The sequence below is a fragment of the Pseudomaricurvus albidus genome (assembly GCF_018863235.1).
Taxonomy (GTDB): Bacteria; Pseudomonadota; Gammaproteobacteria; order Pseudomonadales; family Cellvibrionaceae; genus Pseudomaricurvus; species Pseudomaricurvus albidus.
Genome location: NZ_JAHKRS010000014.1, coordinates 1 through 23,699, shown reverse-complemented (window position 1 = coordinate 23,699; position 23,699 = coordinate 1). Strand labels below are relative to the sequence as shown.

20 protein-coding genes are annotated in these 23,699 nt (G+C 50.5%); 7 read left to right on the top strand and 13 right to left on the bottom strand.

Annotated features, from left to right (window positions below; translation table 11 throughout):
- Nucleotides 1-255 precede the first annotated feature (255 nt).
- A complete protein-coding gene (gene ffh, locus KOI40_RS17380) occupies nucleotides 256-1,683 on the bottom strand; it encodes a signal recognition particle protein (protein ID WP_216098824.1) in 1,428 nt (475 codons plus the stop codon).
- 296 nt (nucleotides 1,684-1,979) lie between these two features.
- Here ffh and KOI40_RS17375 point away from each other — a divergent pair, with 296 nt between their 5' ends.
- Together KOI40_RS17375 and KOI40_RS17370 are read left to right on the top strand one after the other, a co-directional pair.
- Complete coding sequence (locus KOI40_RS17375; RefSeq protein WP_216098823.1) at nucleotides 1,980-2,753, top strand: cytochrome C assembly family protein; 774 nt, start codon at nucleotides 1,980-1,982, stop codon at nucleotides 2,751-2,753.
- A gap of 153 nt (nucleotides 2,754-2,906) precedes the next feature.
- Nucleotides 2,907-4,172, top strand: a complete 1,266-nt coding sequence (locus KOI40_RS17370; RefSeq protein ID WP_216098822.1) for an HlyC/CorC family transporter — start codon at nucleotides 2,907-2,909, stop codon at nucleotides 4,170-4,172.
- A gap of 110 nt (nucleotides 4,173-4,282) precedes the next feature.
- On the opposite strand, the gene purT is transcribed toward KOI40_RS17370, so the two are convergent.
- The 3 genes from purT to KOI40_RS17355 all read right to left on the bottom strand — a co-directional run bounded on the left by purT (nucleotide 4,283) and on the right by KOI40_RS17355 (nucleotide 6,483).
- Entirely contained in the window at nucleotides 4,283-5,464 is a 1,182-nt protein-coding gene (gene purT, locus KOI40_RS17365; protein ID WP_216098821.1) for a formate-dependent phosphoribosylglycinamide formyltransferase, read from the bottom strand.
- Nucleotides 5,465-5,592: 128 nt separating this feature from the next.
- Nucleotides 5,593-5,784: a DUF1289 domain-containing protein gene (locus KOI40_RS17360; RefSeq protein WP_216098820.1), complete on the bottom strand. Its 192-nt coding sequence runs from the start codon at nucleotides 5,782-5,784 to the stop codon at nucleotides 5,593-5,595.
- Between the two features lie 87 nt (nucleotides 5,785-5,871).
- Nucleotides 5,872-6,483 carry an NUDIX hydrolase gene (locus tag KOI40_RS17355; RefSeq protein WP_216098819.1) on the bottom strand — a complete coding sequence of 204 codons (612 nt, stop codon included), beginning with the start codon at nucleotides 6,481-6,483 and terminating at the stop codon, nucleotides 5,872-5,874.
- Nucleotides 6,484-6,755: 272 nt separating this feature from the next.
- Here KOI40_RS17355 and KOI40_RS17350 point away from each other — a divergent pair, with 272 nt between their 5' ends.
- Nucleotides 6,756-7,121, top strand: coding sequence for a DUF3135 domain-containing protein (locus tag KOI40_RS17350; RefSeq protein ID WP_216098818.1), 366 nt, complete (start codon nucleotides 6,756-6,758; stop codon nucleotides 7,119-7,121).
- A gap of 120 nt (nucleotides 7,122-7,241) precedes the next feature.
- A complete protein-coding gene (locus KOI40_RS17345) occupies nucleotides 7,242-7,784 on the top strand; it encodes an NUDIX hydrolase (protein ID WP_216098817.1) in 543 nt (180 codons plus the stop codon).
- A gap of 22 nt (nucleotides 7,785-7,806) precedes the next feature.
- Here the strand turns inward: KOI40_RS17345 and KOI40_RS17340 are convergent, their stop codons facing one another.
- The 3 genes from KOI40_RS17340 to KOI40_RS17330 all read right to left on the bottom strand — a co-directional run bounded on the left by KOI40_RS17340 (nucleotide 7,807) and on the right by KOI40_RS17330 (nucleotide 10,632).
- Complete coding sequence (locus KOI40_RS17340) at nucleotides 7,807-8,118, bottom strand: YqfO family protein (RefSeq protein WP_216098816.1); 312 nt, start codon at nucleotides 8,116-8,118, stop codon at nucleotides 7,807-7,809.
- 44 nt (nucleotides 8,119-8,162) lie between these two features.
- Nucleotides 8,163-9,335 carry a phosphoglycerate dehydrogenase gene (locus KOI40_RS17335; RefSeq protein WP_216098815.1) on the bottom strand — a complete coding sequence of 391 codons (1,173 nt, stop codon included), beginning with the start codon at nucleotides 9,333-9,335 and terminating at the stop codon, nucleotides 8,163-8,165.
- A 181-nt stretch (nucleotides 9,336-9,516) separates the two neighbouring features.
- Entirely contained in the window at nucleotides 9,517-10,632 is a 1,116-nt protein-coding gene (locus KOI40_RS17330) for a phosphoserine transaminase (RefSeq protein ID WP_216098814.1), read from the bottom strand.
- A 261-nt stretch (nucleotides 10,633-10,893) separates the two neighbouring features.
- On the opposite strand from KOI40_RS17330, the gene KOI40_RS17325 reads away from it, so the two are divergent.
- From KOI40_RS17325 to qhpG, 3 genes are all read left to right on the top strand, one after another.
- Nucleotides 10,894-11,505, top strand: coding sequence for a glutathione S-transferase family protein (locus KOI40_RS17325; RefSeq protein ID WP_216098813.1), 612 nt, complete (start codon nucleotides 10,894-10,896; stop codon nucleotides 11,503-11,505).
- Between the two features lie 213 nt (nucleotides 11,506-11,718).
- On the top strand, nucleotides 11,719-13,311 hold the full coding sequence (locus KOI40_RS17320; protein ID WP_216098812.1) for an ABC-F family ATPase: 1,593 nt from the start codon (nucleotides 11,719-11,721) through the stop codon (nucleotides 13,309-13,311).
- 288 nt (nucleotides 13,312-13,599) lie between these two features.
- Nucleotides 13,600-14,943 (top strand): flavin-dependent monooxygenase QhpG, encoded by a 1,344-nt coding sequence (gene qhpG / locus KOI40_RS17315; protein WP_216098811.1) that lies wholly within the window; start codon nucleotides 13,600-13,602, stop codon nucleotides 14,941-14,943.
- A gap of 114 nt (nucleotides 14,944-15,057) precedes the next feature.
- On the opposite strand, the gene KOI40_RS17310 is transcribed toward qhpG, so the two are convergent.
- Genes KOI40_RS17310 through KOI40_RS17285 form a run of 6 tightly spaced genes read right to left on the bottom strand, consistent with a single transcriptional unit; the run spans nucleotide 15,058 to nucleotide 23,416 of the window.
- Nucleotides 15,058-17,415, bottom strand: a complete 2,358-nt coding sequence (locus KOI40_RS17310) for a TonB-dependent receptor (protein WP_233710363.1) — start codon at nucleotides 17,413-17,415, stop codon at nucleotides 15,058-15,060.
- Nucleotides 17,416-17,474: 59 nt separating this feature from the next.
- Nucleotides 17,475-18,656 carry a quinohemoprotein amine dehydrogenase subunit beta gene (peaD, locus tag KOI40_RS17305; RefSeq protein ID WP_216098809.1) on the bottom strand — a complete coding sequence of 394 codons (1,182 nt, stop codon included), beginning with the start codon at nucleotides 18,654-18,656 and terminating at the stop codon, nucleotides 17,475-17,477.
- Entirely contained in the window at nucleotides 18,613-18,951 is a 339-nt protein-coding gene (gene qhpC, locus KOI40_RS17300) for a quinohemoprotein amine dehydrogenase subunit gamma (protein ID WP_216098808.1), read from the bottom strand. Before qhpC ends, peaD begins: the two co-directional genes overlap by 44 nt.
- Nucleotides 18,952-18,963: 12 nt before the next feature.
- The gene (gene peaB, locus KOI40_RS17295; protein ID WP_216098807.1) at nucleotides 18,964-20,355 is read right to left on the bottom strand and encodes a quinohemoprotein amine dehydrogenase maturation protein; all 1,392 of its coding nucleotides are present in this window, start codon (nucleotides 20,353-20,355) and stop codon (nucleotides 18,964-18,966) included.
- A gap of 16 nt (nucleotides 20,356-20,371) precedes the next feature.
- Nucleotides 20,372-21,991, bottom strand: coding sequence for a quinohemoprotein amine dehydrogenase subunit alpha (peaA, locus tag KOI40_RS17290; RefSeq protein ID WP_216098806.1), 1,620 nt, complete (start codon nucleotides 21,989-21,991; stop codon nucleotides 20,372-20,374).
- 33 nt (nucleotides 21,992-22,024) lie between these two features.
- The gene (locus KOI40_RS17285; RefSeq protein WP_216098805.1) at nucleotides 22,025-23,416 is read right to left on the bottom strand and encodes an aldehyde dehydrogenase family protein; all 1,392 of its coding nucleotides are present in this window, start codon (nucleotides 23,414-23,416) and stop codon (nucleotides 22,025-22,027) included.
- Between the last annotated feature and the right edge of the window lie 283 nt (nucleotides 23,417-23,699).

Sequence of the window (23,699 nt, the reverse complement as noted above, 5' to 3'; positions counted from 1 at the left end):
TCTACTTCCTATTAATCAAATTTAGCGCACTGCCTTGCGGCAACACAGTCAAATAAAAAACCGTCAAATAAATCGGCAATACGCAGGCTCAGCCTACGAAAGGCGCGATATTCTAAGGGAAAGCGATGGAGATGTATAGAGGTTTAACCTCAGATGTTTGAGGTTTCTACAGTGCCATCACCCAAAGAGGCAATGACACTGTGAGGCAGGATAATAAAAGCCCACTAAAAGCTAAATAAATATCTTGTAAAACAATTACTTAAAGCCAGGAGGAAGACCGCCACCACCGCCCGGGAAGCCACCGGGAGGCATGCCACCCGGAGGCATTCCGCCACCTCCGCCGCCAAGCATGCCACCCATTCCGCGCATCATTTTGGCCATACCGCCGCCCTTCATCTTCTTCATCATCTTCGCCATTTGCTTGTGTTGCTTAAGCAGACGATTGAGGTCCTGAATCTGAGTGCCGGACCCCATGGTGATACGACGCTTGCGAGAGCCGTTCAGCAGATCGGGGTTGGCGCGCTCGGCTGGCGTCATGGAATCAATAATGACTTCCATCACCTTGAATTGCTTGGTCATATTGGCCTGCTCGGCCAACTGGGCCACATTACCCATACCCGGCAACTTCTCCAGCATGGAGGTCATGCCGCCCATATTTTGCATCTGCTGTAACTGATCGCGGAGATCTTCCAAGTCGAACTTTTTACCGGCCGACACCTTCTTGACAAGCTTCTCAGCCTTGTCTTTGTCGATATTGCGCTCTGCCTCTTCAATCAGAGACAGCAGGTCACCCATACCCAGGATGCGGGAAGCAATACGATCCGGATGGAACGGCTCGAGGGCATCAACCTTTTCGCCCATGCCCAGAAACTTGATGGGCTTGCCGGTAACATGGCGCACCGACAACGCAGCACCACCACGGGCATCACCATCTGCCTTGGTCAGAATGACACCGGTCAGAGGCAGCGCATCGTTAAATGCCTTGGCCGTATTGACCGCATCCTGACCGATCATGGCATCAATCACAAACAGAGTCTCTGCCGGCTCGATAGCCGCATGCAGATCTTTGATTTCAGACATCAGCTCGTCGTCAACGTGCAGACGACCAGCGGTATCCACAATGACCACATCCGCGTAATGCTTGCGGGCATGCATGATCGCGCCGTTGGCAATATCCACAGGCTTCTGATCCGGAGTCGACGGGAAGAAGTCGGCACCCACTTCACCAGCCAGAGTTTCCAGCTGCTTGATGGCTGCAGGACGGTAGATATCCGCCGACACCACCACGACCTTTTTCTTTTCCCGCTCTTTCAGAAATTTCGCCAGCTTGGCCACAGAGGTGGTTTTACCCGCACCCTGCAAACCCGCCATCATGACAACCGCAGGAGGCTTGACCGCCAGATTGAGAGTCTCATTGGCTTCGCCCATCATGGCGACCATTTCACTCTCAACAATTTTAATAAACTGCTGACCAGGATTCAGCGCACGCGAGACTTCCTGACCAACAGCGCGCTTTCTGACACTTTCAATAAATGCCTTTACAACTGGCAGGGCGACATCCGCCTCCAGCAACGCCTTGCGCACTTCACGCAGGGTGTCTTTGATGTTTGCATCGGTGAGTTTGGCTTTGCCGGTAACCTTTTTCAGGGTACGGGACAAACGATCCTGTAAGTTCTCAAACATGGTGAATCACAACCGTTTCGCTGACTGAGTCCGTAAAACCGGGAGTATACCGAATTTTTTGGCCGGTTGCTCCCGTGGTTTACACCCAAAAACCGGACCACCGCCTCTTTATACTCACCAACTCACAGGCCGCAATAACCAGCACCGATGATAATGACTTGCATTTATGTCTTCTATTTATAGAAACCCTGTGACACACTGCCCTGCACGGAAACGACACTCTCAAGGCTTCCAGCCAGAACCATCAGCAAGACCACAACACGAATATGACCATCACCACCCACATAGCAACAAGCATGGCAGCTATTGCACTCTACCTGTGCGGTGCCGCTTACTTAATTACGTCCGTCCTGCAGAAACGCAGTGCAAACCACCAGTGGATCACCGCCTTTGCCATTTCCGCCCTGGGACTGCACGCACTGGCCACCTACCCAATGCTGTTTCAATCGCAAGGACTGAATCTGGGATTTTTCAACGTCATCTCCCTCACTTTCTGGGTCATCAATTTACTGGTATTGCTCAGCAGCCTGAAAAAGCCGCTTCACACCCTTTTTATTTTCCTTTTCCCATTCTCGGCAGTGGCCCTGCTGATGTCCGTTATCAGTCACGATGAAAGCCTGGTAACTCAAGTGAACGGGGAAATGATCGCCCACATCCTGCTGTCGATTCTTGCTTACAGCCTGCTGATCATTGCCACTCTGCAAGCGATCCTGCTCGCCTATCAAAATTACCAGCTCAAGCACAAACACCCCAGCGGACCGATTCGCCTGCTCCCCCCACTGCAGACCATGGAAGCCTTGTTTTTTGAGATTCTGTGGGCCGGCGAGGTGCTTCTTACCCTTTCTATTGTTACCGGCTTTATCTTTATTGACGATCTGTTTGCCCAGCACCTGGTTCACAAAACCGCACTGTCAATTCTGGCCTGGGTTATCTATGCCATCCTGCTGTGGGGACACACGGTACGTGGCTGGCGTGGTTTTATGGCGATCCGCTGGGCCCTGGGCGGCTTTACCGCACTGATGCTGGCTTATTTTGGCAGCAAATTTGTTCTCGAATTCCTGCTCAGTTAAGGACCAAAAACCCCGCCTTCCAGTTTACCCGCACCCCCTGCTGCACCAGGGCTCCCGCCTATGGAGCCCGGGCATGACAAGAAACGGTTGCGCCCACCGTACTTCTGGGCCAAGATACGCGGATTCTGTTAGGCGATATAGGCTCCACCCTCTTTGAACGACGCTCCCCTTGGCCTCTTATTTGGGATACTGGCCATTCTGATCTTGCTCTCCGGTTTCTTCTCGGGCTCTGAAACGGGCATGATGTCTCTCAACCGTTACCGGTTAAAGCACCTCGCCAAAAAACGGCACAGAGGAGCCATGCGCGCCTCAGAATTACTGGCGCGCCCAGACCGCCTGATTGGCGTCATTCTGATCGGCAACAATCTGGTAAATATCTTTGCAACCGTCATCGCCACGGTGATTGCCTCTCGCCTGTATGGCGAGGTCGGCCTGGCTGTGATGCCCATCATTCTGACGATTGTGATTCTAATCTGCTCAGAAGTGACCCCAAAAACTATTGCCGCACTGCACCCCGAAAGCGTCGCCTTTCCGGCAAGCCTAATTCTCAAACCACTGCTGACCCTTCTGTACCCACTGGTTTGGCTGGTCAACAAGGTCTCTAATGCCCTTGCCAAGAGTTTTGGTGTCGACCCGAGCATTGCCAGCACCAGTGAACAACTGCATCCTGACGAACTGCGTACTGCCGTGGATGAGCACGGTGATCTGATCCCGGATCAACACCAGGGTATTCTGCTGAATGTACTGGATCTGGAAAAGGCCACCGTTGAAGACATTATGATTCCTCGTAACGAGGTCTACGGCATCGATCTGGAAAGTGACATCTCCACCATCATGAAACGTATCCGGACCGCCGAGTACACCCGACTGCCCGTCTACGAAGGGGATATCAATAACATCGTGGGTCTGCTGCACCTGCGTAACGCAGCCCGTTTTATTCACGGAGACAACACGTCGGTGACCCACGAAGCCATTCGACGCTTTACCCGGGAGCCTTACTTTATTCCTGAAGGCACCCCTCTGCACACTCAGCTGATGCATTTCCAACAGCAGAAACGCAGAATGGCAATCGTGGTCGATGAATACGGGGATGTACAGGGCATTGTGACAATGGAAGATCTGCTGGAAGAGATCGTCGGCGATTTCACCACCAATCTGGCAGAAGATGAAAATCCCGAAATTTCTCCACTTGAAGACGACTGGTATCTGATCGAGGGCGGAACTTCGATCCGCGACATCAATCGCCACCTCAGCTGGGAACTGCCTACAGACGGCCCGAAAACCCTGAACGGTCTGATCGTGGAAGAATTACAGAACATTCCCGCCGGCCATACGGGCATCAAAATCGGTCAGTACAAAATAGAGACCGCTTCGCTGTCTGACAAAATGATTGAAAGCGCACGGGTTAAAGCCATCTAGCGGCGCCCCAATCCAATGACTGGTGATCTGGTCTGTGTCGTTAAGACTTAACGATACAGACCTGACCAAGCTTTTTATTCAGAATTTCTCAATAACAGTCGCTGAGCGTTTTACAGCTCAACGGTCACAGCCCTGGCAGCCGTCACGGCCTTGTCCTTAGCCTCATCGACTGAACGACCACGGGCCAATGCCACCCCCATACGACGTTTGCCGGTGACTTCCGGCTTGCCGAACAGGCGCAAACTGGTGTCCGGCTGAGCCAGTGCTTCCGCCAGATTGCCGAATGCAGGCTTTGTCGACTCCCCTTCTACCAGAATGACCGCCGATGCCGATGCTCCATGCTGGCAGATATTGGGAATAGGCAAACCGAGAATCGCACGGGCGTGCAAGGCAAACTCGGACAGATCCTGTGAAATCAAAGTCACCAGACCGGTATCGTGTGGACGCGGTGACACTTCACTGAAATAGACCTGATCCCCTTTAATAAACAGTTCGACACCAAACAGCCCCCAGCCACCGAGAGCTTCAGTCACCTTCCTCGCCACCTCTTCAGAAGCCTGACGTGCTGCTTCTGACATGGCCTGAGGCTGCCAGGACTCCTGATAGTCCCCGTCTTCCTGACGATGCCCAATAGGCTCACAGAAGCTGGTGCCGTCCTTGTGACGCACCGTGAGCAGGGTAATTTCGTAGTCGAAGTCTACAAACCCTTCAACAATCACCTTGCCGGCACCGGCACGCCCCCCTTCCTGAGCGTATTGCCAGGCTGACTCAATATCTTCCGCGGACTTCACCACACTCTGGCCCTTTCCGGAAGAGCTCATAATCGGCTTAACCACACAAGGGCAACCGATGCGCTCAATGGCTGCCGAGAAAGCCTCAAAGTTGTCACAGAACTCGTAGGGCGATGTTGGCAATTGCAGCTCTTCGGCAGCCAGACGACGAATACCTTCCCGGTTCATGGTCAACTGAGTGGCTCTGGCGGTAGGCACCACGTTATAGCCTTCCGACTCCAACTCAACCAGGGTCTCGGTCGCGATGGCTTCAATCTCCGGCACGATGTAGTCCGGTTTTTCCATTTCGATCACCTGGCGCAAGGCGGCGCCATCAAGCATCGACAGAGAGTAGCTGCGATCCGCCACCTGCATGGCCGGCGCATTGTCGTAGCGGTCGCAGGCAATCACCTCGACACCCAGACGCTGCAGCTCAATGGCGACCTCCTTGCCCAGCTCACCGGAGCCACAGAGCATGACCTTGGTGGCCGTGGAAGAAAAAGGAGTACCGATAGTAGGCATAAGATGTCGTCCTGATGAGGTCTGTTAATTTAAAAAGATTCACCCACAACAGGATAAGTGGTTCTGATCCGCAACCAGAAAACCCGCGGGTGAATGAGTTAATGCTCAGAATTATAGAAGGTAAAACGCTACAGGAAAGGATTGGTTTTACGGGCGCGTTCAAAGGAGAGCTTCAGCACTTCTCGTCGCTCGTCATTGCTGTAACGCCCCCAGCGGCTGATCTCCTGACCGGTGCGATGGCAGCCAACGCAGACGTCTTCTTCATTTAACGCACAAATGGACACGCAGGGAGATTTGACCGGTTTTTCTAAATTACTCATACCGCAAACTATCGGGGGAATCTGAAAGAGGCGCGATTGTAGCCCAGAAACCGGTTAATTTCTAACACTCTGCCCGCCATAAGACCGTTAAGTCCCCTGAGACCAGTCCTTGATGGGTGCGGGGTTTTCCCTCTGGATTTCCAGCTCGTACACATCATTGAGAAAGTTAACCAGCAGACGCGCCGTAAAGCCCCAGATTTCGTACCCGTCATAATCGTAGGCGGGTGACCACAGGTGCCCCACCTCCCGCTCGAAGACGTCAGTGCGCACGCGACGATCTTCCATAAAGAAGCGTAATGGGACGGTGAAGATGGCATCCAACTCATCATAATTCGGGGTAAATGTAAGTCCCTGAGGAATCACACCCACAAATGGGGCTACATTAATACCCTTCCAGGTTTGAAACACCGGCAAACTGCCCAGCACCTCTACCTTTTCGGGTGGCAGACCAATTTCTTCTTCGGTTTCACGCAGTGCGGTCTGCTCCAGACTTTCGTCCTGAGGTTCCCACTTGCCTCCCGGCAGAGAGACCTCGCCGCTGTGATTATTCAGGTGAGCCGCCCGACGGGTGAGAATCACTTCCGGGTCATCAGGGTCATCGGTAATGGCAATCAGCACTGCCGCAGGATCGGGTAAATCCGTTATCTGTGGTGGTTCGTAAGAAGATGCCTCTAGATACAAACGCAGGCGCTCTATCATTATTTATCAACCGGTTATTAACTCAATGAACTCAAACTACCCAACTTTATCGCTCAGGTCTACCGCAGTAAGGAAAATCAAATCCCCTTCAGACGATCAGGAAAAGCATTCCTTCTAGTCATGAGACAGAGTTCTTATTATAAGAAATACGTCTAGATATTCGCATATCGATTACCTACTGGCGCGTGATAGACTATTTTTCAAACAGAATGACACCAAAAGCTTTCCGAACCATGAAGTGAACCAGGGATCACGAAAAAAGGAACGACAAGATGGCAGAGCATTCACAAACCAGCATCCCTCACCTTTCTTTTGACGAACTGGCGGAACTGGCACAAAGCGACCCCGAGGCATTTGAAGCCTACCGCAGCCAACAAATTGAAGCGGTGATCAATGAAGCGCCTGAATACCTTCGCCACCGCCTGCGTGGATTGCAATTTCAGGTAGACGCGCAACGCTCTCTGCATGACAACCCGTTGGGTAGCTGTATCAAGATCAGCCAGATGATGCACGACTCCTTTGCCCAACTGCAGGACGTACTGAATTCTGTTTCCGATTTGACAGACAAAAACACAGCGGAATCAGCTGCGCAAGAAGAACCGCCAAAAAGCGCCAAAGTCCTGCACTTTCGCCGATAACCTTTTACACAGAAAGTCAGGCTGTAACAGGCCTCAGAAAGATCACTCATAACGGCAGTTATCGCACAGTCCGACCGTCTCCCCTATAATGTCCCGGTATTCAATGCACCGGGAGTTCCAATGAAGTTTTGCAGCAGTTGCGGCGCCAATGTCTCTTTAATTATCCCCGAGGGCGATGACCGCGAGCGTCACGTCTGTATCGAATGCGAAACCATTCATTACCGCAACCCCACCATCATTGCCGGCAGCCTGCCTGTTTTTGAGGACAAGGTTCTGCTGTGCAAACGTGCCATCGAACCGCGCTATGGCTTGTGGACTTTGCCTGCAGGCTTTATGGAAAACGGTGAAAGTGTTGAAGAAGGCGCGCTGCGGGAAACCTGGGAAGAAGCTCGGGCCACCATGGAGCTGGACGGTCTTTACACCTTGTTCAGCCTGCCTCAAATCAATCAGGTGTACATGATTTTTAAAGGAGAGCTGGTCAATCAGGATTTTGGTCCCGGACCGGAATCTCTCGAAGTGGAACTCTTTCGCGAAGAGGACATCCCCTGGGAAGAGCTGGCGTTTCCCGTGATGAAGAAAACCCTGCAGCACTACTTTAACGATCGCAAACAAGGCAACTTCCCATTGCGCAGCGAAGCGTTATACCGTCCCCAAAGGTCCTGAATGTCAGCCGCCTCTCAGACGGTTAAAAATCCAGCACCTGAATCACATCGTAAGCGGGCTCTTCGTAAGGATGCGCTCGCCTCAATGCGTTAACCGCTGCCCTAATGCTCTCGCCTGAACAAACCATTTCAACCCGGTATTCATCGACGGTTTCGAGCAACCCATGCTGACCGAGGTGTGGCTGGCTGCCAGGCAAGGGACGAAACTGCCCCTGCCCCAGCACCTGCCAGCAACAGCTGTCGTAATCTCCGATTTTTCCGGCACCCGCCTCAAACAAAGCTTCCTTGACTGAGTCAACATGAGACTCGGGAACGTAAAAACACAATTTGTACATCGTTTTCACTCCTTCATCAACAGACTCATCATTTCAGCAAGAGGCTAGTTGAGCACCCGCACAGACATCACATGCTCCACATCACGAATGGCTGACACAATCGAGTCTGACGGCATCTGCTCCACATCAATAATATTGTAGGCGATGTTGTCACGGCTTTTGTTCATCATGTCGAGTACATTGATATTGTTCTCGGTGAATATCGACAACACATTCCCCAACACACCAGAGACATTATCGTTTACAAACGTAATCCGATAACCGTCGGCTCGCGGCAGATTAATCTGCGGAAAGTTAACTGAATTTTTAATGTTGCCGCTCTCAAGAAAATCTTTGACCTGCTCTACCGCCATGACCGCGCAATTTTCTTCCGCTTCGGCCGTACTGGCGCCGATGTGTGGCATGGCCAGAACGTCTGCGCGATTTAACAGGATAGGTTCGGGAAAATCACACACGTACATTCCCAGCTGCCCGGCTTCCAAAGACGTCACTACCGCGTCGGCATCCACAATCGATTCACGGGCAAAGTTCAGCAATACGGCGCCTTGCTTAACGGACTGCAAGACATCGCCATTGATCATATGGCGCGTAGGCGCAATCGCAGGCACATGCAAAGTCACATAATCGGAGCGACTCAGAAGCGCTTGCAGGCTTTCCATTTTTTCTACCTGACTCGGCAGTTTCCAGGCAGCCTCTACGGATAATGCCGGATCAAAACCCACCACATTCATACCCAGAGCCAACGCCATATCCGCCACCATCGAACCAATAGCGCCAAGACCAACCACACCCAAAGTGCGACCGAAAAGTTCATTGCCGGCGAAACGTTTCTTTTCTTTTTCCAGCAGTTTGCCCATTTCATCCGCATCGGTCATTTCCGTCAGCGACTGGACGTAGTTCATACCGCCAATGATATCGCGAGAGCTGAGAAGCAATCCCGCCAGAACCAATTCTTTTACCGCATTGGCATTGGCGCCGGGAGTGTTGAAAACCACCACACCCGCCTTGGTGCACTCATCAATGGGCACATTGTTGACACCAGCTCCTGCACGGGCGATGGCTTTGACACTGTCCGGAATGGTTTCATTATGGAGTTTGTGACTGCGTAGAACATACGCATCGGGAGCTTCACAATCTGCAGAGACTTGATAAAAGTTGCGATCGAAACGATCCAACCCTTTATTGGAAATAGCATTATAGGTTTTAACTTTGAACATCTTCCCTCCTGTTGTGCCAACGAGTCCTGACGGGGCTGATGCCGCCGCCAGGGGTTGTCTCATTGCACATCGTTATTGTTATCGCGCAGTTGAAGCGTTTGTTCTTGTGGTCTTTCAGACCGTTAAATCTTCTGATCTTTTACATCTTGTTGGTTGGGGCAGTGATACCCCAAACTCAAGCTCAGGCAGTCACCTGCTCGTAAGCCCACTTCAACCAGGGCATCAGAGCTTCTACATCCGCTTTTTCAACCGTGGCACCACCCCAGATACGCAGACCATCCGGCGCGTCACGGTAGGCACCGATGTCGTAGGCCACCCCTTCCTGATCCAGTAATTTGACCATTTGCTTCACCTGATCGGCAGTCGCGTCGACAGTCAGGCAGATGCTGGTGTTGGACAGGGTTTCAGGCGCTTTCGCCAGAAAGTGGATCCAGTCGTTGGCCGCCACAAAGTCAGCAATAACCGCCAGATTTTGTTCGGAGCGGGCAATGGCTTCTTTGACACCACCGATGCTCTCAATCCAGTTCAGGGCATCCAGATAATCGGCAACCGCCAGCATGGAAGGAGTATTGATGGTTTCACCGCGGAAGATACCTTCGATCAGCTTACCACCTTTGGTCATACGGAAGATTTTCGGCATTGGCCAGGCGGGAGTGTAAGTCTCCAGACGCTCAACGGCACGCGGGCTGAGGATCAGCATGCCATGTGCACCTTCACCACCCAGCACCTTCTGCCAGGAGAAGGTCACGACATCCAGCTTTTCCCACGGCATTTCCATGGCGAACACTGCCGAGGTGGCATCACAGATGGTCAAACCTTCACGATCATCGGCAATCCAGTCAGCCGAGGGCACCTTAACGCCTGAGGTGGTGCCATTCCAGGTAAAGACCACATCGTGAGCAGGGTTCACTTGTGTCAGATCCGGCAGCACGCCGTAATCCGCTGTCAGGGAATTCACATCCTCCAGCTTCAGCTGCTTGATGATGTCAGTGTGCCAACCGGTACCGAAAGACTCCCAATGCACCACATCCACCGGGCGGGCGCCCAGCATGGACCACAGCGCCATTTCCACAGCTCCGGTATCAGACGCAGGAACAACCCCCACACGGTAACCTTCGGGCAAGCCCAGCAACTCGGCGGTTTTGGAGCACGCCTGTCCCAGGGCCTCTTTCCCCAGACTTGAGCGGTGAGAGCGCCCGAGGGTACGCAGATCCAGGCCGGCAACATCGTAGCCTGGACGCTTGCTGCAAGGGCCAGAAGAAAAGTTAGGATTACTCGGTTTAACCTGAGGCTGCATAGTTTCTACTCTTGTCTCGTTCAATTAAGCTTGGATTAGGCACGGACCATAGAGAACGCTTATGATTCGGGGGACGGATTATGCCAGCTTTCGCTTGCGCTGTGCAGTAGGGATATACTCAGCCCAACGGCTATTCTTGGCCCTTGAAGTCCAAGCCTCTAAAGCGAAGACAGGGCCTCTGACAAGAGCCCCTGTTGATAAAGCCGGTTTTATCATAACGAGCCCCATAAACGGGCCACAACAACTCCTACAAGGATTCCTATGAAGCTCTACGAGACAAAAACAGCTCCCAATCCACGTCGAGTCCGCATGTTTTTGGCGGAAAAAGGCATCACCGACGTTGAGTATGTTCAATTGGACCTGGTGGCAGGGGATAATCTCAGCGAAGAGATGCGCGCCAAAAACCCCACCACCAAAGTGCCCTTTCTCGAACTGGATGATGGAACCTGTATCGGCGAAACACTGGCCATCTGCCGCTACTTTGAAGAAATCCAGCCAGAACCACCCCTGATGGGCCGCACCCCGCTGGAAAAAGCTCAGGTTGAGATGTGGCAACGCCGGGTCGAATTCTACTTTATGCTGCAAATCGGCATGTGCTTCCAGCACTCCACCGGTTATTTCAAGGATCGCATGAACCCTGTCGCTGAATGGGGGGCTGAAGCGGGAAAAAACGCGGCTGCCTACATGAAAGATCTCAATGAGCACCTGGCCACTTCCCGTTATATGGTTGGGGATTATTTCAGCGTGGCGGACATTAACCTGATCTGCGCTCTGGATTTCGCCCGGGTCATCAAGCTCAAACCCAGCGAGGAGTACACACACCTCTTGCGCTGGTACGATGAGGTATCCAGCCGCCCCAGCGCCAAGGCCTGATACCTGCCGGCTTCGCGACACGAGTCGCGAAGCTATCTCATCTGCTATCTGGCTCACGTGATCCGGCTCACAACGACCGATCCATGGCCCTATACCGCTTGCGATTGTATAAACTTCAACCAAATGCACTCGACGTAGCCGCCCCAAATCCCTATAGTACGCACCTTTCAGCAATACCCCCTTTTCTTACACTCCAGTTCGCAGGATTTTCTTTTGATTTCTACCGCAAATATCACCATGCAATTTGGCGCCAAGCCGCTGTTTGAGAACATTTCTGTCAAATTTGGCGACGGCAACCGCTACGGCCTGATTGGCGCTAACGGGTGCGGTAAGTCCACCTTCATGAAAATCCTGGACGGCAGCCTGGCCCCCAGTGCCGGCAACGTATCCATCACGCCCAACGAGCGTATCGGCAAGCTGAGTCAGGATCAGTTCGCATTCGAGGAATACAGTGTCATTGATACCGTTATCATGGGGCACGCTGAGCTGTGGGCCGTCAAACAGGAGCGGGATCGCATTTATTCCCTGCCGGAGATGTCCGAAGAAGAAGGCATGAAGGTTGCCGATCTGGAAGTGCAATTTGCCGAAATGGACGGCTACAGCGCCGAAAGCCGCGCCGGTGAAATCCTGCTGGGCGCAGGTATCGACGAAAGCCTGCATTTTGGCCCGATGAGTGAAGTGGCCCCCGGCTGGAAACTTCGGGTTCTGCTGGCTCAGGCACTGTTTTCTGATCCGGACATTCTGCTGCTTGACGAACCGACCAACAACCTGGATATCGACACCATCCGCTGGCTGGAAGGCGTGCTCAACGAGCGCAAAAGCACCATGATCATCATTTCGCACGACCGTCACTTCCTTAACTCGGTCTGCACCCACATGGCTGACATTGACTACGGCGAGCTGCGGATTTACCCCGGTAACTACGACGATTTCATGACCGCCTCCACACAGGCCCGCGAGCGCCTGCAAAATGAAAACGCCAAAAAGAAAGCCCAGATTGCCGAACTGCAACAATTCGTCAGCCGCTTCTCCGCCAACGCCTCCAAGGCCAAGCAGGCGACCTCGCGCGCCAAACAGATCGACAAGATCAAGCTGGATGACATCAAACCTTCCAGCCGGGTAAACCCATACATTCGCTTCAGCCAGGAAAAGAAACTGCACCGCCAGGCTGTCATTCTGGAAAACCTGGAAAAAGGCTTTGACGAAGGTCCGCTGTTCAGCAACGGCAACCTGATTCTGGAAGCCGGAACCCGCCTCGCGGTGATCGGTGAAAACGGCGTGGGCAAAACCACATTCCTGCGCTGCCTGATGAACGAACTGTCTCCCGAGAAAGGCACCATCCAGTGGGCCGAGAACGCCACACTGGGCTACTGCCCGCAGGACAGCACTGCTGACTTCGATTGTGAACTGAACCTGTTCGACTGGATGAGCCAGTGGCAGAAACCCAACCACGACGACCAGATCGTCCGCGCCACACTGGGCCGCCTGCTGTTTTCCTCCAACGACTTTGAGAAGAAAGTCAAAGTCTGTTCCGGTGGAGAGAAAAACCGACTGCTATTCGGCAAGTTGATGATGCAGGACACCAACGTACTCATCATGGACGAACCCACCAACCACCTGGATATGGAATCCATTGAGTCATTGAACCTGGCCCTGGAAAACTACGAAGGCACACTGATTTTTGTCAGCCACGACCGGGAATTCGTTTCATCACTGGCCAATCGCATTATTGAAATCAAGGATCACACCCTGAATGACTTCCAGGGTACCTATGATGAGTATCTGGCCAGCCAGGAACTCGCCTGAGACAAGTGACTTTTTTGACACACAAAAGCGGTGCTTGCCGCTTTTGTGTGTCACCTTCCCCCCCCTCCTGCCACCGACGAGCATTTCCACTCCTTCTGGCCGACAACCGGCATCCAGACATCAAATACAAACAAACATAGGTAATGACAGCACCCAAATTCCGCAAGGGATACTTCAAGACCTGTCAGGCTATTCTGAATCCAGAATTCCAAGGGTTTTCTGTATGATTGGATACCAACCCCAAGTACACTAAAATCAAAGCATAAAACGTCAAACTCCAGGCTGGCCATGTCAGACACCAGATCTCAATCAATCACTATTGCTGGAGCAGGGCCCGCAGGTACTGCCACGGCGATTGGATTACAACGTCTTGGATATCAGGTCACCTTAATTTATGCGCCCCGCAGGCAGAAATCGATAGAAGGCATCTCGGAACATACACTGAATTCATTGAAACACCTGCACTGTCTTCACGCTGCTGACAGTGTGGGAGTCAAAGTGACTCGTGAGGTTTTATGGAACGGTGAAGCCACCCAAAAAAATCAGGAATACCTACTCAACCGGCAACATTTTGATCAAGCCTTACTTCAGGATGCTGAGTCTGCAGGTGTCATCCTGGCTGCTGGAAAAGTCTCTCAGATCACCTCAGGAGAATGCTGGCAACTTACCGTCACCCCTCCGGAATCATCAAGCCAGCAGGTGATCGAATGCGACTTTTTTGTAGAAGCCCGAGGTAGAGCGGCCCCACAGAATCGCAACAGAGAGCAGCAGGGCCCCATGACCTTGGCCCTGTGTCAATCCTGGCATTTAACGTCTCAATTCAATAGCAGCAGACTGGCCACATTTCCCGGGGGCTGGGGCTGGCTTATCTGCGATGAAAACGGCGATGCGGTTTTACAACTGATGGTTGATGCAAAATCCGTGGAGCTGACCCGAAAAAACACTTCACGCCCTACCCCCGAACAATATTTTCAAAGCCTGCTGGATAGTTTCCCCGAAGCTCAAATGTGGCTTAATAATGCCATTCCTACGGGGAAGGTTCAGGCTTGTGGCGCAGGGATGCGATTACAGCAAAACCTCGCCAGTGAAAACAGCCTGCGTGTTGGAGATGCTGCACTGGCTCCTGACCCCCTGTCGGGTCACGGAGTATTTGAATCCCTCAGTGGTGCAACCGCCGCGATACCGGTCATCAACACCCTGCTTCAGAAGCCAGCCAACAGGGATCTGGCGATTGATTTTTATCGAAGCCGGCTGCAAGAACGTTTTTTAAAACTGAGCCGAATAGGACGTGACTTTTATCAACTGGAACAACGCTGGAAAGATGCGCCTTTCTGGTCAATCAGAGATAACTGGCCTGACAACATCACGGCTTACCCAACCCCGCTTCAATCGCCTCCACGCATCGATATCGCTCCTGTTATTGAAAATAACTTGATTCAGAGCAAGCCAGTCATTATCACCGCAGACAATCCCCTGGGAGTATGGCAGGTAAATAGCGTACCGGTCATTGAGTTGAGTCATCGATTGAAAGAAGACCATCTATCACTGACTGAAGCCTGCCATTACTTTCGTCGTCCCCAGGAGGATTTGCAACAGGCCTGTGCCTGGTTGCGGCGCTATAAAATAGTATAAATACTCAAACCTTTTACACACTAAAAATCCAAGTACATAAAAGCTCTATAAAAAAGCCCCGTAAACGGGGCATCAAGTGTCACTGACTGGTAATCGTCAGAGGGTGACCTACAATCAATTAAATTTATAGCTGGCGCTAACGCCCCACCAACGGGGAGTTCCATAGTAATTTTCCGCCATACCAAAACCACCATTAGCCGGTGTTGAGGCCAAGTCAAAAACCATGGTGCGGTATTCCTCATCGGTTACATTCTTAACAAAACCTGCAACCACCCAACGCTCGTCTTCGCTGGTATAGGAAATACGGGCATTAGTAATGGTGTAAGCGTCTTCAGCTCCAACTGGTGAATTCTTAAGTTGGAAATAATGGTCATCCATATAGGTCGCATCAGCCTGAACAGCGAGCATCCCACCCATAAATTCCCATTCATAACGAACAAGAGCATTGATGTTCCACTCAGGCGTTAACACTGCAGTACGGTCAACAAACTGACCAGAAGGCAACTGATAGGCATCCTCGACGGTATTATCGATATAACCAACACCCAGCAAAACATCCAACCCTGCGATTGGTGACGCCTGTAACTCAAGCTCCCACCCTTTAACTTCCGCATCGGTATTGAATACATACTGAGTCAAACCTTCCAGACGGAATGCCTGATAATCGTTATAGTCGTAGTAGTATGCCGCACCATTCAAACGGGCCAGGCCATCGAAAAATGATGTTTTGAAACCAAATTCATAGGCATTCAGAACTTCTTCGTCAAATTTCATGTCCTCTGCTGTACCATTGGCCGGGTCACCGTCGATAAGATCGGTTGAATCCAGAGGCGCGTTAAAACCACCAGCCTTAATACCCCGGTTATAACTGACATACAGCAAAGTATCTTCACTGACATGCCAATCCAGTTCTAACTTGGCAGTGATCAAATCATCGTCGATTTCGGCCCAGTCAGACCGAAAATTTCCACCAGTGACATCCACACCACCGCTGGTAGCACCGTGTTTATTAAAACTAAAATAGGTACCGCCAAGCCCCAAAGGATCCGAATCCAGAATATTCATACCCTCGGGAGAGTCAAAACTAACCAGGGAGGATCGATAGTCGGTAGTTTTTTCTTCTTTGGACCAACGCACACCGGCAATGGCTATAAGATTATCAGTCAGATCAAATTCCAGCTGTCCAAACAAGGCGTATGATTTTGTTTCCGTTTCGAAAGGATTGCTTAAACCCGCACCGGTTCCCTGCAGAGGGAAGCCCAAGGCCGCCGAGAAAAAGTTTTCGGCATAACCGCCATTGCCAAACTCACCATCAATGTTTAAGTAAAATGCACCGGCAACCCATCTCATGCCCTCCATTTCACCACTGAAGCGAAACTCCTGCGAAAACTGATCGAGATCACTTTCAAGATAGAAATTAAAGAAATCCGCCGGACTCGCATCAGAATCTTCAATGTAGTCTTTTTCGAGGTGCCAGTAATCAGTAATGGCGACAAAGTCAAAAGAATCGAAGCTCCACTGGAAATTACTGGTCATCCCCTGAGATTCAATTTTATTTTGCCCAATAAAGTTATAGGAGCCTCTGCGGACTCCATCGTCAGGTTCTTGCCAGGCGGTTGCAGTGGATTCCGGAGTATCAACCAAATCAGGACCATTGAAATCTTCACCTAATCCTGTGGCAGGGTTAACACGCGCTGAACTGTGTTCGAAGAAACCGGCGTCGATATCCTGCTCACCCGCTCTGGCACTGATCAGCCACTCCCCTTTATCGGAAATATTGAACAGCAGCTGTCCTCTTACTGCCCAATCGTCGCCATTATTCAAATCCTTGCCAATATTGTTCTTGATGTAAGCATCGTGTTTATTACGTACAAAAGAGAAACGACCGGCAACATTATCAGTTAGAGGCCCACTGACAGCGCCTTCAAGTTTGGTTTGATCGTAACGTCCAAAGGTGGCTTCCAAATACCCTTCAAATTCTTCTGTCGGTTTTTTGGTGACGTAATGAACCAGACCACCGGTTGCATTACGACCAAACAGTGTGCCCTGAGGTCCTCTCAAAACCTCGGTGCGCTCAATATCAAACAATTGGAACCCTGCACCAGAAGCGGCACTGACGTAGGCTTCATCCACATAGATGGCGACAGGAGATTCCTGATGATCTTCTGAGAAGTCATTCTGGCCGACCCCACGGACACTCACAAAATAAGATGAAGGGCCGTTGGGTTGAATCGTCGTCACACCAGGAGACATGGCCGTCACCTCCTGTGCGTTTGAGTACCCTAGTTCTTTTAACTGATCTCCGGTAAAAGCCGTTACAGCAATACCAACGTCCTGCATGCTTTGTTCACGTTTTTGTGCTGTAACCACGACTTCTTCCAATACAGCCGCTGAAACATCCACAGTGGCAGCAATGGAACTTGCCAAAATCAGCCTGGTAAATCTTCCCGGTGCCTTACTAACCTTGCTCATAATCATATCCTCTATTTAATTATTCTCTCTGATAATGATTTGGTGTCATTTATTATGTTTTATTTTTTTGCGTTACTAAGCTCCTTTGGTGAGGAAAAAACCTGTGATGTAGACATGGACATATCCCCACCAGGAAGAACAATATTCCCCAGTTTTTTTAGGGTTTCCGCATCATAGACGGCGATATCATTATAGGTTCCGGCCAGATACAACTTGCTGCCATCCGTAGAAAAGTTGATGCAATAATAGGTTCGCTCAAGATCAATACTCTTTATGACTTTCTGGGAATTGACATCAAAACGCTTGAGCTGTGTAAGAACACCGTAAAATTCATTCGGCTTTCCTGGTCTGTGCATGCCAGTGAAGAGGACGTCTTCCAGTGGTGCAAATTCAGTAACATTGGTTTTTCCGGTAGATAAAATAACCTGTTCGAATCCCCAAAAATATTCAGCCTTGTCGGGATCACCTGACTCATCAAATTTGGCGATAGAGTACATGCGAATAAATTCATCACTGACTCGGCCGATTGGCCATACCGTCAAAATATCCGGCTGGCTAAAGCCCGGGCGATTCGCCGTACGGCTGGGAATGACCGTCTCAATCTTTCCAGTCTTGGGTTCAATGGAATACACATCGGGTCCCGACAAGTACACCAATCCATCATCTGCGGTCTGAATGATATTTATTTGGCGAGGTACGGGATAAGTGCGTACCGGTTTGGCCTGCAACCCGGCATCAGCTTTATACACTGCAAACTGAGTATCCAGCACCTCATAGTGGTCATTCATAATTCGGACAGGATTATGAACGGTAAAGACCTCTTCACCATCTGAACTAACCGCCAGGGAAGCAATACTTTTGACACGGATATTGCCATTCGACAGATCCGTAGAAAATGTCAGATCACAGTTACGAACATCAATCCCCCAGATTTTTCCGAAACGACCCGCAAGTACATAGGCGGTAAGCTTGTCCGGAGACATCGCAACAGTACCCGGTGCAGAGTCACCGGGAAGTTCACAGGTCCTGTCGATGGTTTCTGTGGCCAGATTTATCACATGAAGATTATTTGGCCGATTAACCACAACCATATAATCAGGCTGCTCAGCGTAGGACATAGACGACATCAGGGTTAAACTGGCGCTGATGAGTACGGTTATTATTGTATTTAATGACATAGAGAAACCTTTAGTGTTGTTATTTATCCGCAGGAAACACTTCGCCCAGCTTGCGCCAATCATTACCGGCTGAGTCTGCACCCTTATCCCAATCAGGATAGGTGTTCATAACATCCGGAACCTGTGCGGGCCACCAGCAGGGGTCGGCACAGCCATACAAATCTGATTCCATAGGCTGACAGAGACCTGCCACGCCACCGAAGGCATCCACCTCCCAACCGGGATCCGTGGTGCTGGTACAGCCAACCACAGATTGCATGGCAACGACTTCTTCCAGATGCCCATCACTTTCCTTATCCAATTCCATCGCTGCATCAACCTGGTGAGCCTTAGGATTTACAGGTTTTAAAAACTTCATCTAAAAATCTCCCTAGCCGGCTCGACGAGTGGCAATATAGCGTTCAATAAAATTCGGATTTTCACGCATGATTCGGGCATAGCCCTGAAGCGCAAAATCGATCCAGTCCCTCATTAAATCGCAGTAATGGTAAGTGGGGTGTTGGGGGTCGTTATAGCGGGCATAGCTTTCGTGATAACACCCCCCTGAGCACAGGTTGCGAATCCAACAGGTATTGCAGCCTTTTTCGGCCCGATCCAGACGGTCGTACAAGAACTCTTTAAGCCCTTCAGTGTCTAAGCCATCAGAAACACTGCCAAACAATGGCAGTTCTGAGCCGGTAAACCGGTGACACAAATTAACTCCACCCGCATGATCAATAGCAACCATTCCTATGCCAGCACCACATGGCAGCGCTTTTTTGGTGCCTTCATGAATATCCGTCAGAATCTGATGAAAATTGGAAAATCCCAGAACTTCATTTTGACAGGCGGCATCCACGTAACGCTTGCCCAGGGTTTTCATGTTGGCAAAAACAGCTTGCAGCTCAGATTCCGACAAGTTGTAGTCGCTCACATCCCCAGAAGTTACCGGAGCAAAACCCACCTCATCAAAACCAACTTCGTGAAACAGATGATCAAATATGGCTTCTATATCGGTCGTACCTTTAGTCAAAGTGACTCGCGCCCCTACAGGTCTGGCGTCATAGTGTGACAAAAGGTAATCAACTTTCTTTCGGACAACGTGATAACTGCCCTGCCCGCCGACAGTAATCCGGTTTTTATTATGAATCGTTTCGGGACCATCCATACTGACAGCCACACCGATGCGATGCTGCTGGAAAAAATCGACAATTTCCGGAGTCAACATGGTGGCGTTAGTGGTAAGAGAAAAATCCACAATCTTGTTAAGCTCTCCAAACCGCTCTTTTGCGTAGCTCACCACCTGGCGGATCAGACCCATATTGATCAATGGTTCGCCTCCAAAGAAAACCACATTGTAGCGATCCTGATTGGGTGACTCTTTGAGCATCATTTCAATGGATTGACGGGCAGTTTCAAAACTCATTTTCAAAGAGTTAACCGGCGTATCCAGATCTTCCTTGTAACAGTAACTGCAACTCAAGTTGCAACCGGTATTGACATTCAGCACCAACGTCGAGAGAGGAAGATCTTCAATCGTTGGAATGTTAACTTCCGCTTCAGGGTGATCATCACGGGCAACAATCTGCAAGCGTTCCAGGTCATCAATTAATTCTTCAGAGCTATCGCTCACAGGCTGAGCTTGTTCCAGCGCTGTCAGCGTCTCACTTGACGAGGAATCCAGCTCAAACACACTGGATGTCGGAACATGGAAAAGCATTTCCCGTCCATCATCCACAAAGCGATGGCTGTTTTTTGGAATAACTTTTACGACAGAGTTCATAGGACGCTCTCTTTTCTCATCGGATTGGAGGATTATTCCAACGCTGTACAGTAACCAACAACTCTGCTTCTGCGCTTAGGCTCTTCGACTTTGTATTGAGGTTTGCTACAACTTTTAAGCGACCAGCATTGTTTGTGCCGTATTTACGGTCAGGATTGGGGCCTGCATCACCAGGAGTAAACACGCCCGTTTCACGGTCAATTTCACCGGCAAACTCCAAATCCCGATCTCTGATGGCAATCTCATCAAACGCTTGCAACTCCCATTGAGCGGGCATAATGCCTATAAAGACGTCGTCATCAGTTCCTGCCACACCATCGTCGCCAACATCATAGGCACGGGCCTCAAAGACAGCTTTCACTTTTTCCTGACTGCCGCCTGCTCCGCCTACCCTTGCTACTGCATAGGCAGGAGTAACCTCGACATGATCTACCGAACGGTAAAGCGTTAAAGTGTCTTCCAGTTTCTGTTCTCCGACCTTGACCGTCACAGGCTCCGCCCGGGACACCTTGTCGGCTCTCACTTTCAACTGGATGGTGTCTTTTGTCTGTCCCGTGGTTTTCAGAACTTTTATATGCTCACCGAGATCGACATTTCCTGTCAGATTTACTCCCTGAATGGTCAAGTCAACTGTTTTTCCAGACTCAATATAAGTTGGTGATACTGACAGTACACGAGACTCGTCGGCACGAACGGCTTGCAAATCAATACCCAAAGGCTCTTGATTTCGCAGGAACATCCGGCCATTAAGTTCTTTACCGGATTTATTCATTGCCAGAACTTGCTTGTAGGACTCTTCACCAATATTCAGGTTTGCTCGCCACTCATAACCGCTATAGAGAATTGCTTCTCCCTTGCCGGAAACCTTTTCTCCATTCGCGTACTCGCCTGTCAACGTCAGCGTATACTTGTCGCGGGCAGTTTCCTCTGCCGTCATGGAACCATTGAAAGCTCCTTTACCCGGCCTATGCCCGGCCAATCTCCAGCTGCCAGCCAAACTGCTCTTTTCAGCAGCCTGCCAGTCATCCCAGACTTTTTTATCCAGACCAAATTGCTCGGAGAGATATGGAACCGTCTCGTTAAGGGCAATTCCAAACCAGTCACGATCACGCCCCATTGCCGAAAATTCGATACTAGGCCATTGACCCAGATGAAAATGAACCAGTTTTTCCCATTCACCCTGCTCCCGGCGTTGTAGTCCAACACGAGCCTCAGAGTGACAGCGAGCGCACATTTCTTTCAGTTCAGATCCAGTATCTTCAACATGATTGAGGCGGCGCTCCAGAACATAGCGATAAGGGGCACTTTCTTCAGGAGTAAGCCCTTGGGTATCCGCAAGATACTTAACCAGACTCTGTCTCTCGTCGTCCGTAATGACTGCCCCATGAACCAGTTGCATTCGAGTGATGGTCATTAACCACCCCTCAGGGGTCTTGCGCTGATGACTGATACGACTCAACTGCAACGGGTTCTGCGCTTCCGGAATATGGCAACCCATACACCGGTTCTGAAGTATATCTTCACCCTCTACTGCACTTTGGGAATCACCTGCAACATAACCTGAAAAGGCTATAAGTGATGCAACACCAATGGCTTTAGCACCTTTCCAGCTGAGTGGGTTTAAGCTCTTAATCACATCGCTCTCCTGCAACTTGGATTATGGGTATCGTTAAGATGCTAATGCAGATGCAACATCGCCAATGCCAATCGACGGATCATTGTCATAGGCAACATAGGTGTGTTGAATCAGGTGATGAGGTCCAATATTTTCATCGGAAGAGCTGCCGCCAAAGAAACCTGTACCCACCATGCCCGTTTCTGCCAGATTTGTTGTTAAGCCGGCATTGCCTGTCATGCCTGGAGAGTTCACTGAAATACGACACACTGGCAAGGCACTGGTGTATTTAACAATGGCATTTGAATCATTTGCGTGGATGACGGCTGAATGACCTTTACCCATCAGATCCAGCATCTTCTGCGCAGCTTCAATACCCCCATCAATCCCGCCATCAACAACTTTAAAACCCATTACCGGGAACATTTTTTCTTTGCTGACCGGCTCGTCATGGCTGATCTGTTCGATTTCAAATACCAGAGACTGCACACCTTCAGGAATCGTGACACCTGCAGCTTCTGCTATCCATTCAGGCCCTTTACCCAATGCGGCGGGGTTACCAGCGCCGTTTGGAAACAGAAAAGCCCGCAGTTTTTGTTCATCGTCACCGGATACGAAATAGCCTCCACCTTTTACAATGGCCTGGCGTAATTGCTCAGCAATTTCACGATCGGCCAGCACGACAGATTCACTGGTGCAAGGCAGCGAGTTATCAAAGCTGTTACCAATGACAGCTTTGACTCCCGCCTGCTCTACATCTGCACTGGCGTGTACGTAGCAAGGCACATTGGCTGCACCCACTCCCACTGCAGGGTTACCTGAACTGTAGGCCGCATGCACGAGCGCAGCGCCACCGGTCGCCATAATCAGACTCGTACGTGGATCGCGCATCAACACATTGACCAATTCAATATTCGGTTCACGGATAATTTGGATGCATCCTTTGGGAGCTCCCATGCTCTCTGCCACCTCTGCCAGATATTCAGCAGCGTGTACCGAGCAATGCTTTGCAGCAGGATGCGGACACAAGATCACGGCATTGCGAGCAATCAAGTTAGCCAGCACCTTGAAGTTCACGGTCATGATGGGGTTGGTACAAGGCATGGGCGCCAGAACAACACCCGCCGGCTTGGGGATGCGGAACATTTTTTTCTCCACATCCAGAACCGGTTTTACATAATCGGCGACGTTATAAGTTTTGATCAGTTCAGATGATGTCGCCAAATTTTTTGCGACTTTATCTGCCACCTTGCCATATCCCGTTTCTTCTACGGTCCATTTCGCATAGAACTCGGCTTTTTCTGCTGCAGCTGCAGCGACTCGCTGGACAATCGCCTCAACCTTTTCCAACTCAAATCCGGAAAACTCACGAGCTGCCTGCTCTGCAACGGCATATATCTTGTCGATTTCCTGTTGAAGGGCAGGACTCAAATTGGCTTCAAGCATAAGAACTTTCTCCGGTTGTTATTTATTTATTATCAGCCTGCAATAGAATACGACCTCCAGATATTGGACGACCGATCTAATTGTTAAGCATCAATTTACGCCTCTTGAAGATATTGATCAAGTGTCCTAAATTTAAAAATTGATATTTATTTACAACGCGGTTTCGGATAATGAGTGCAATTTCCTAGTGAGGACGGCCAGCTGATATAGTTCGGTGCCATTTTCTCGCCAAAGGAAATAACACAATGAGCTATAAGCAGCTGACCGAAGGTGAACGATACCA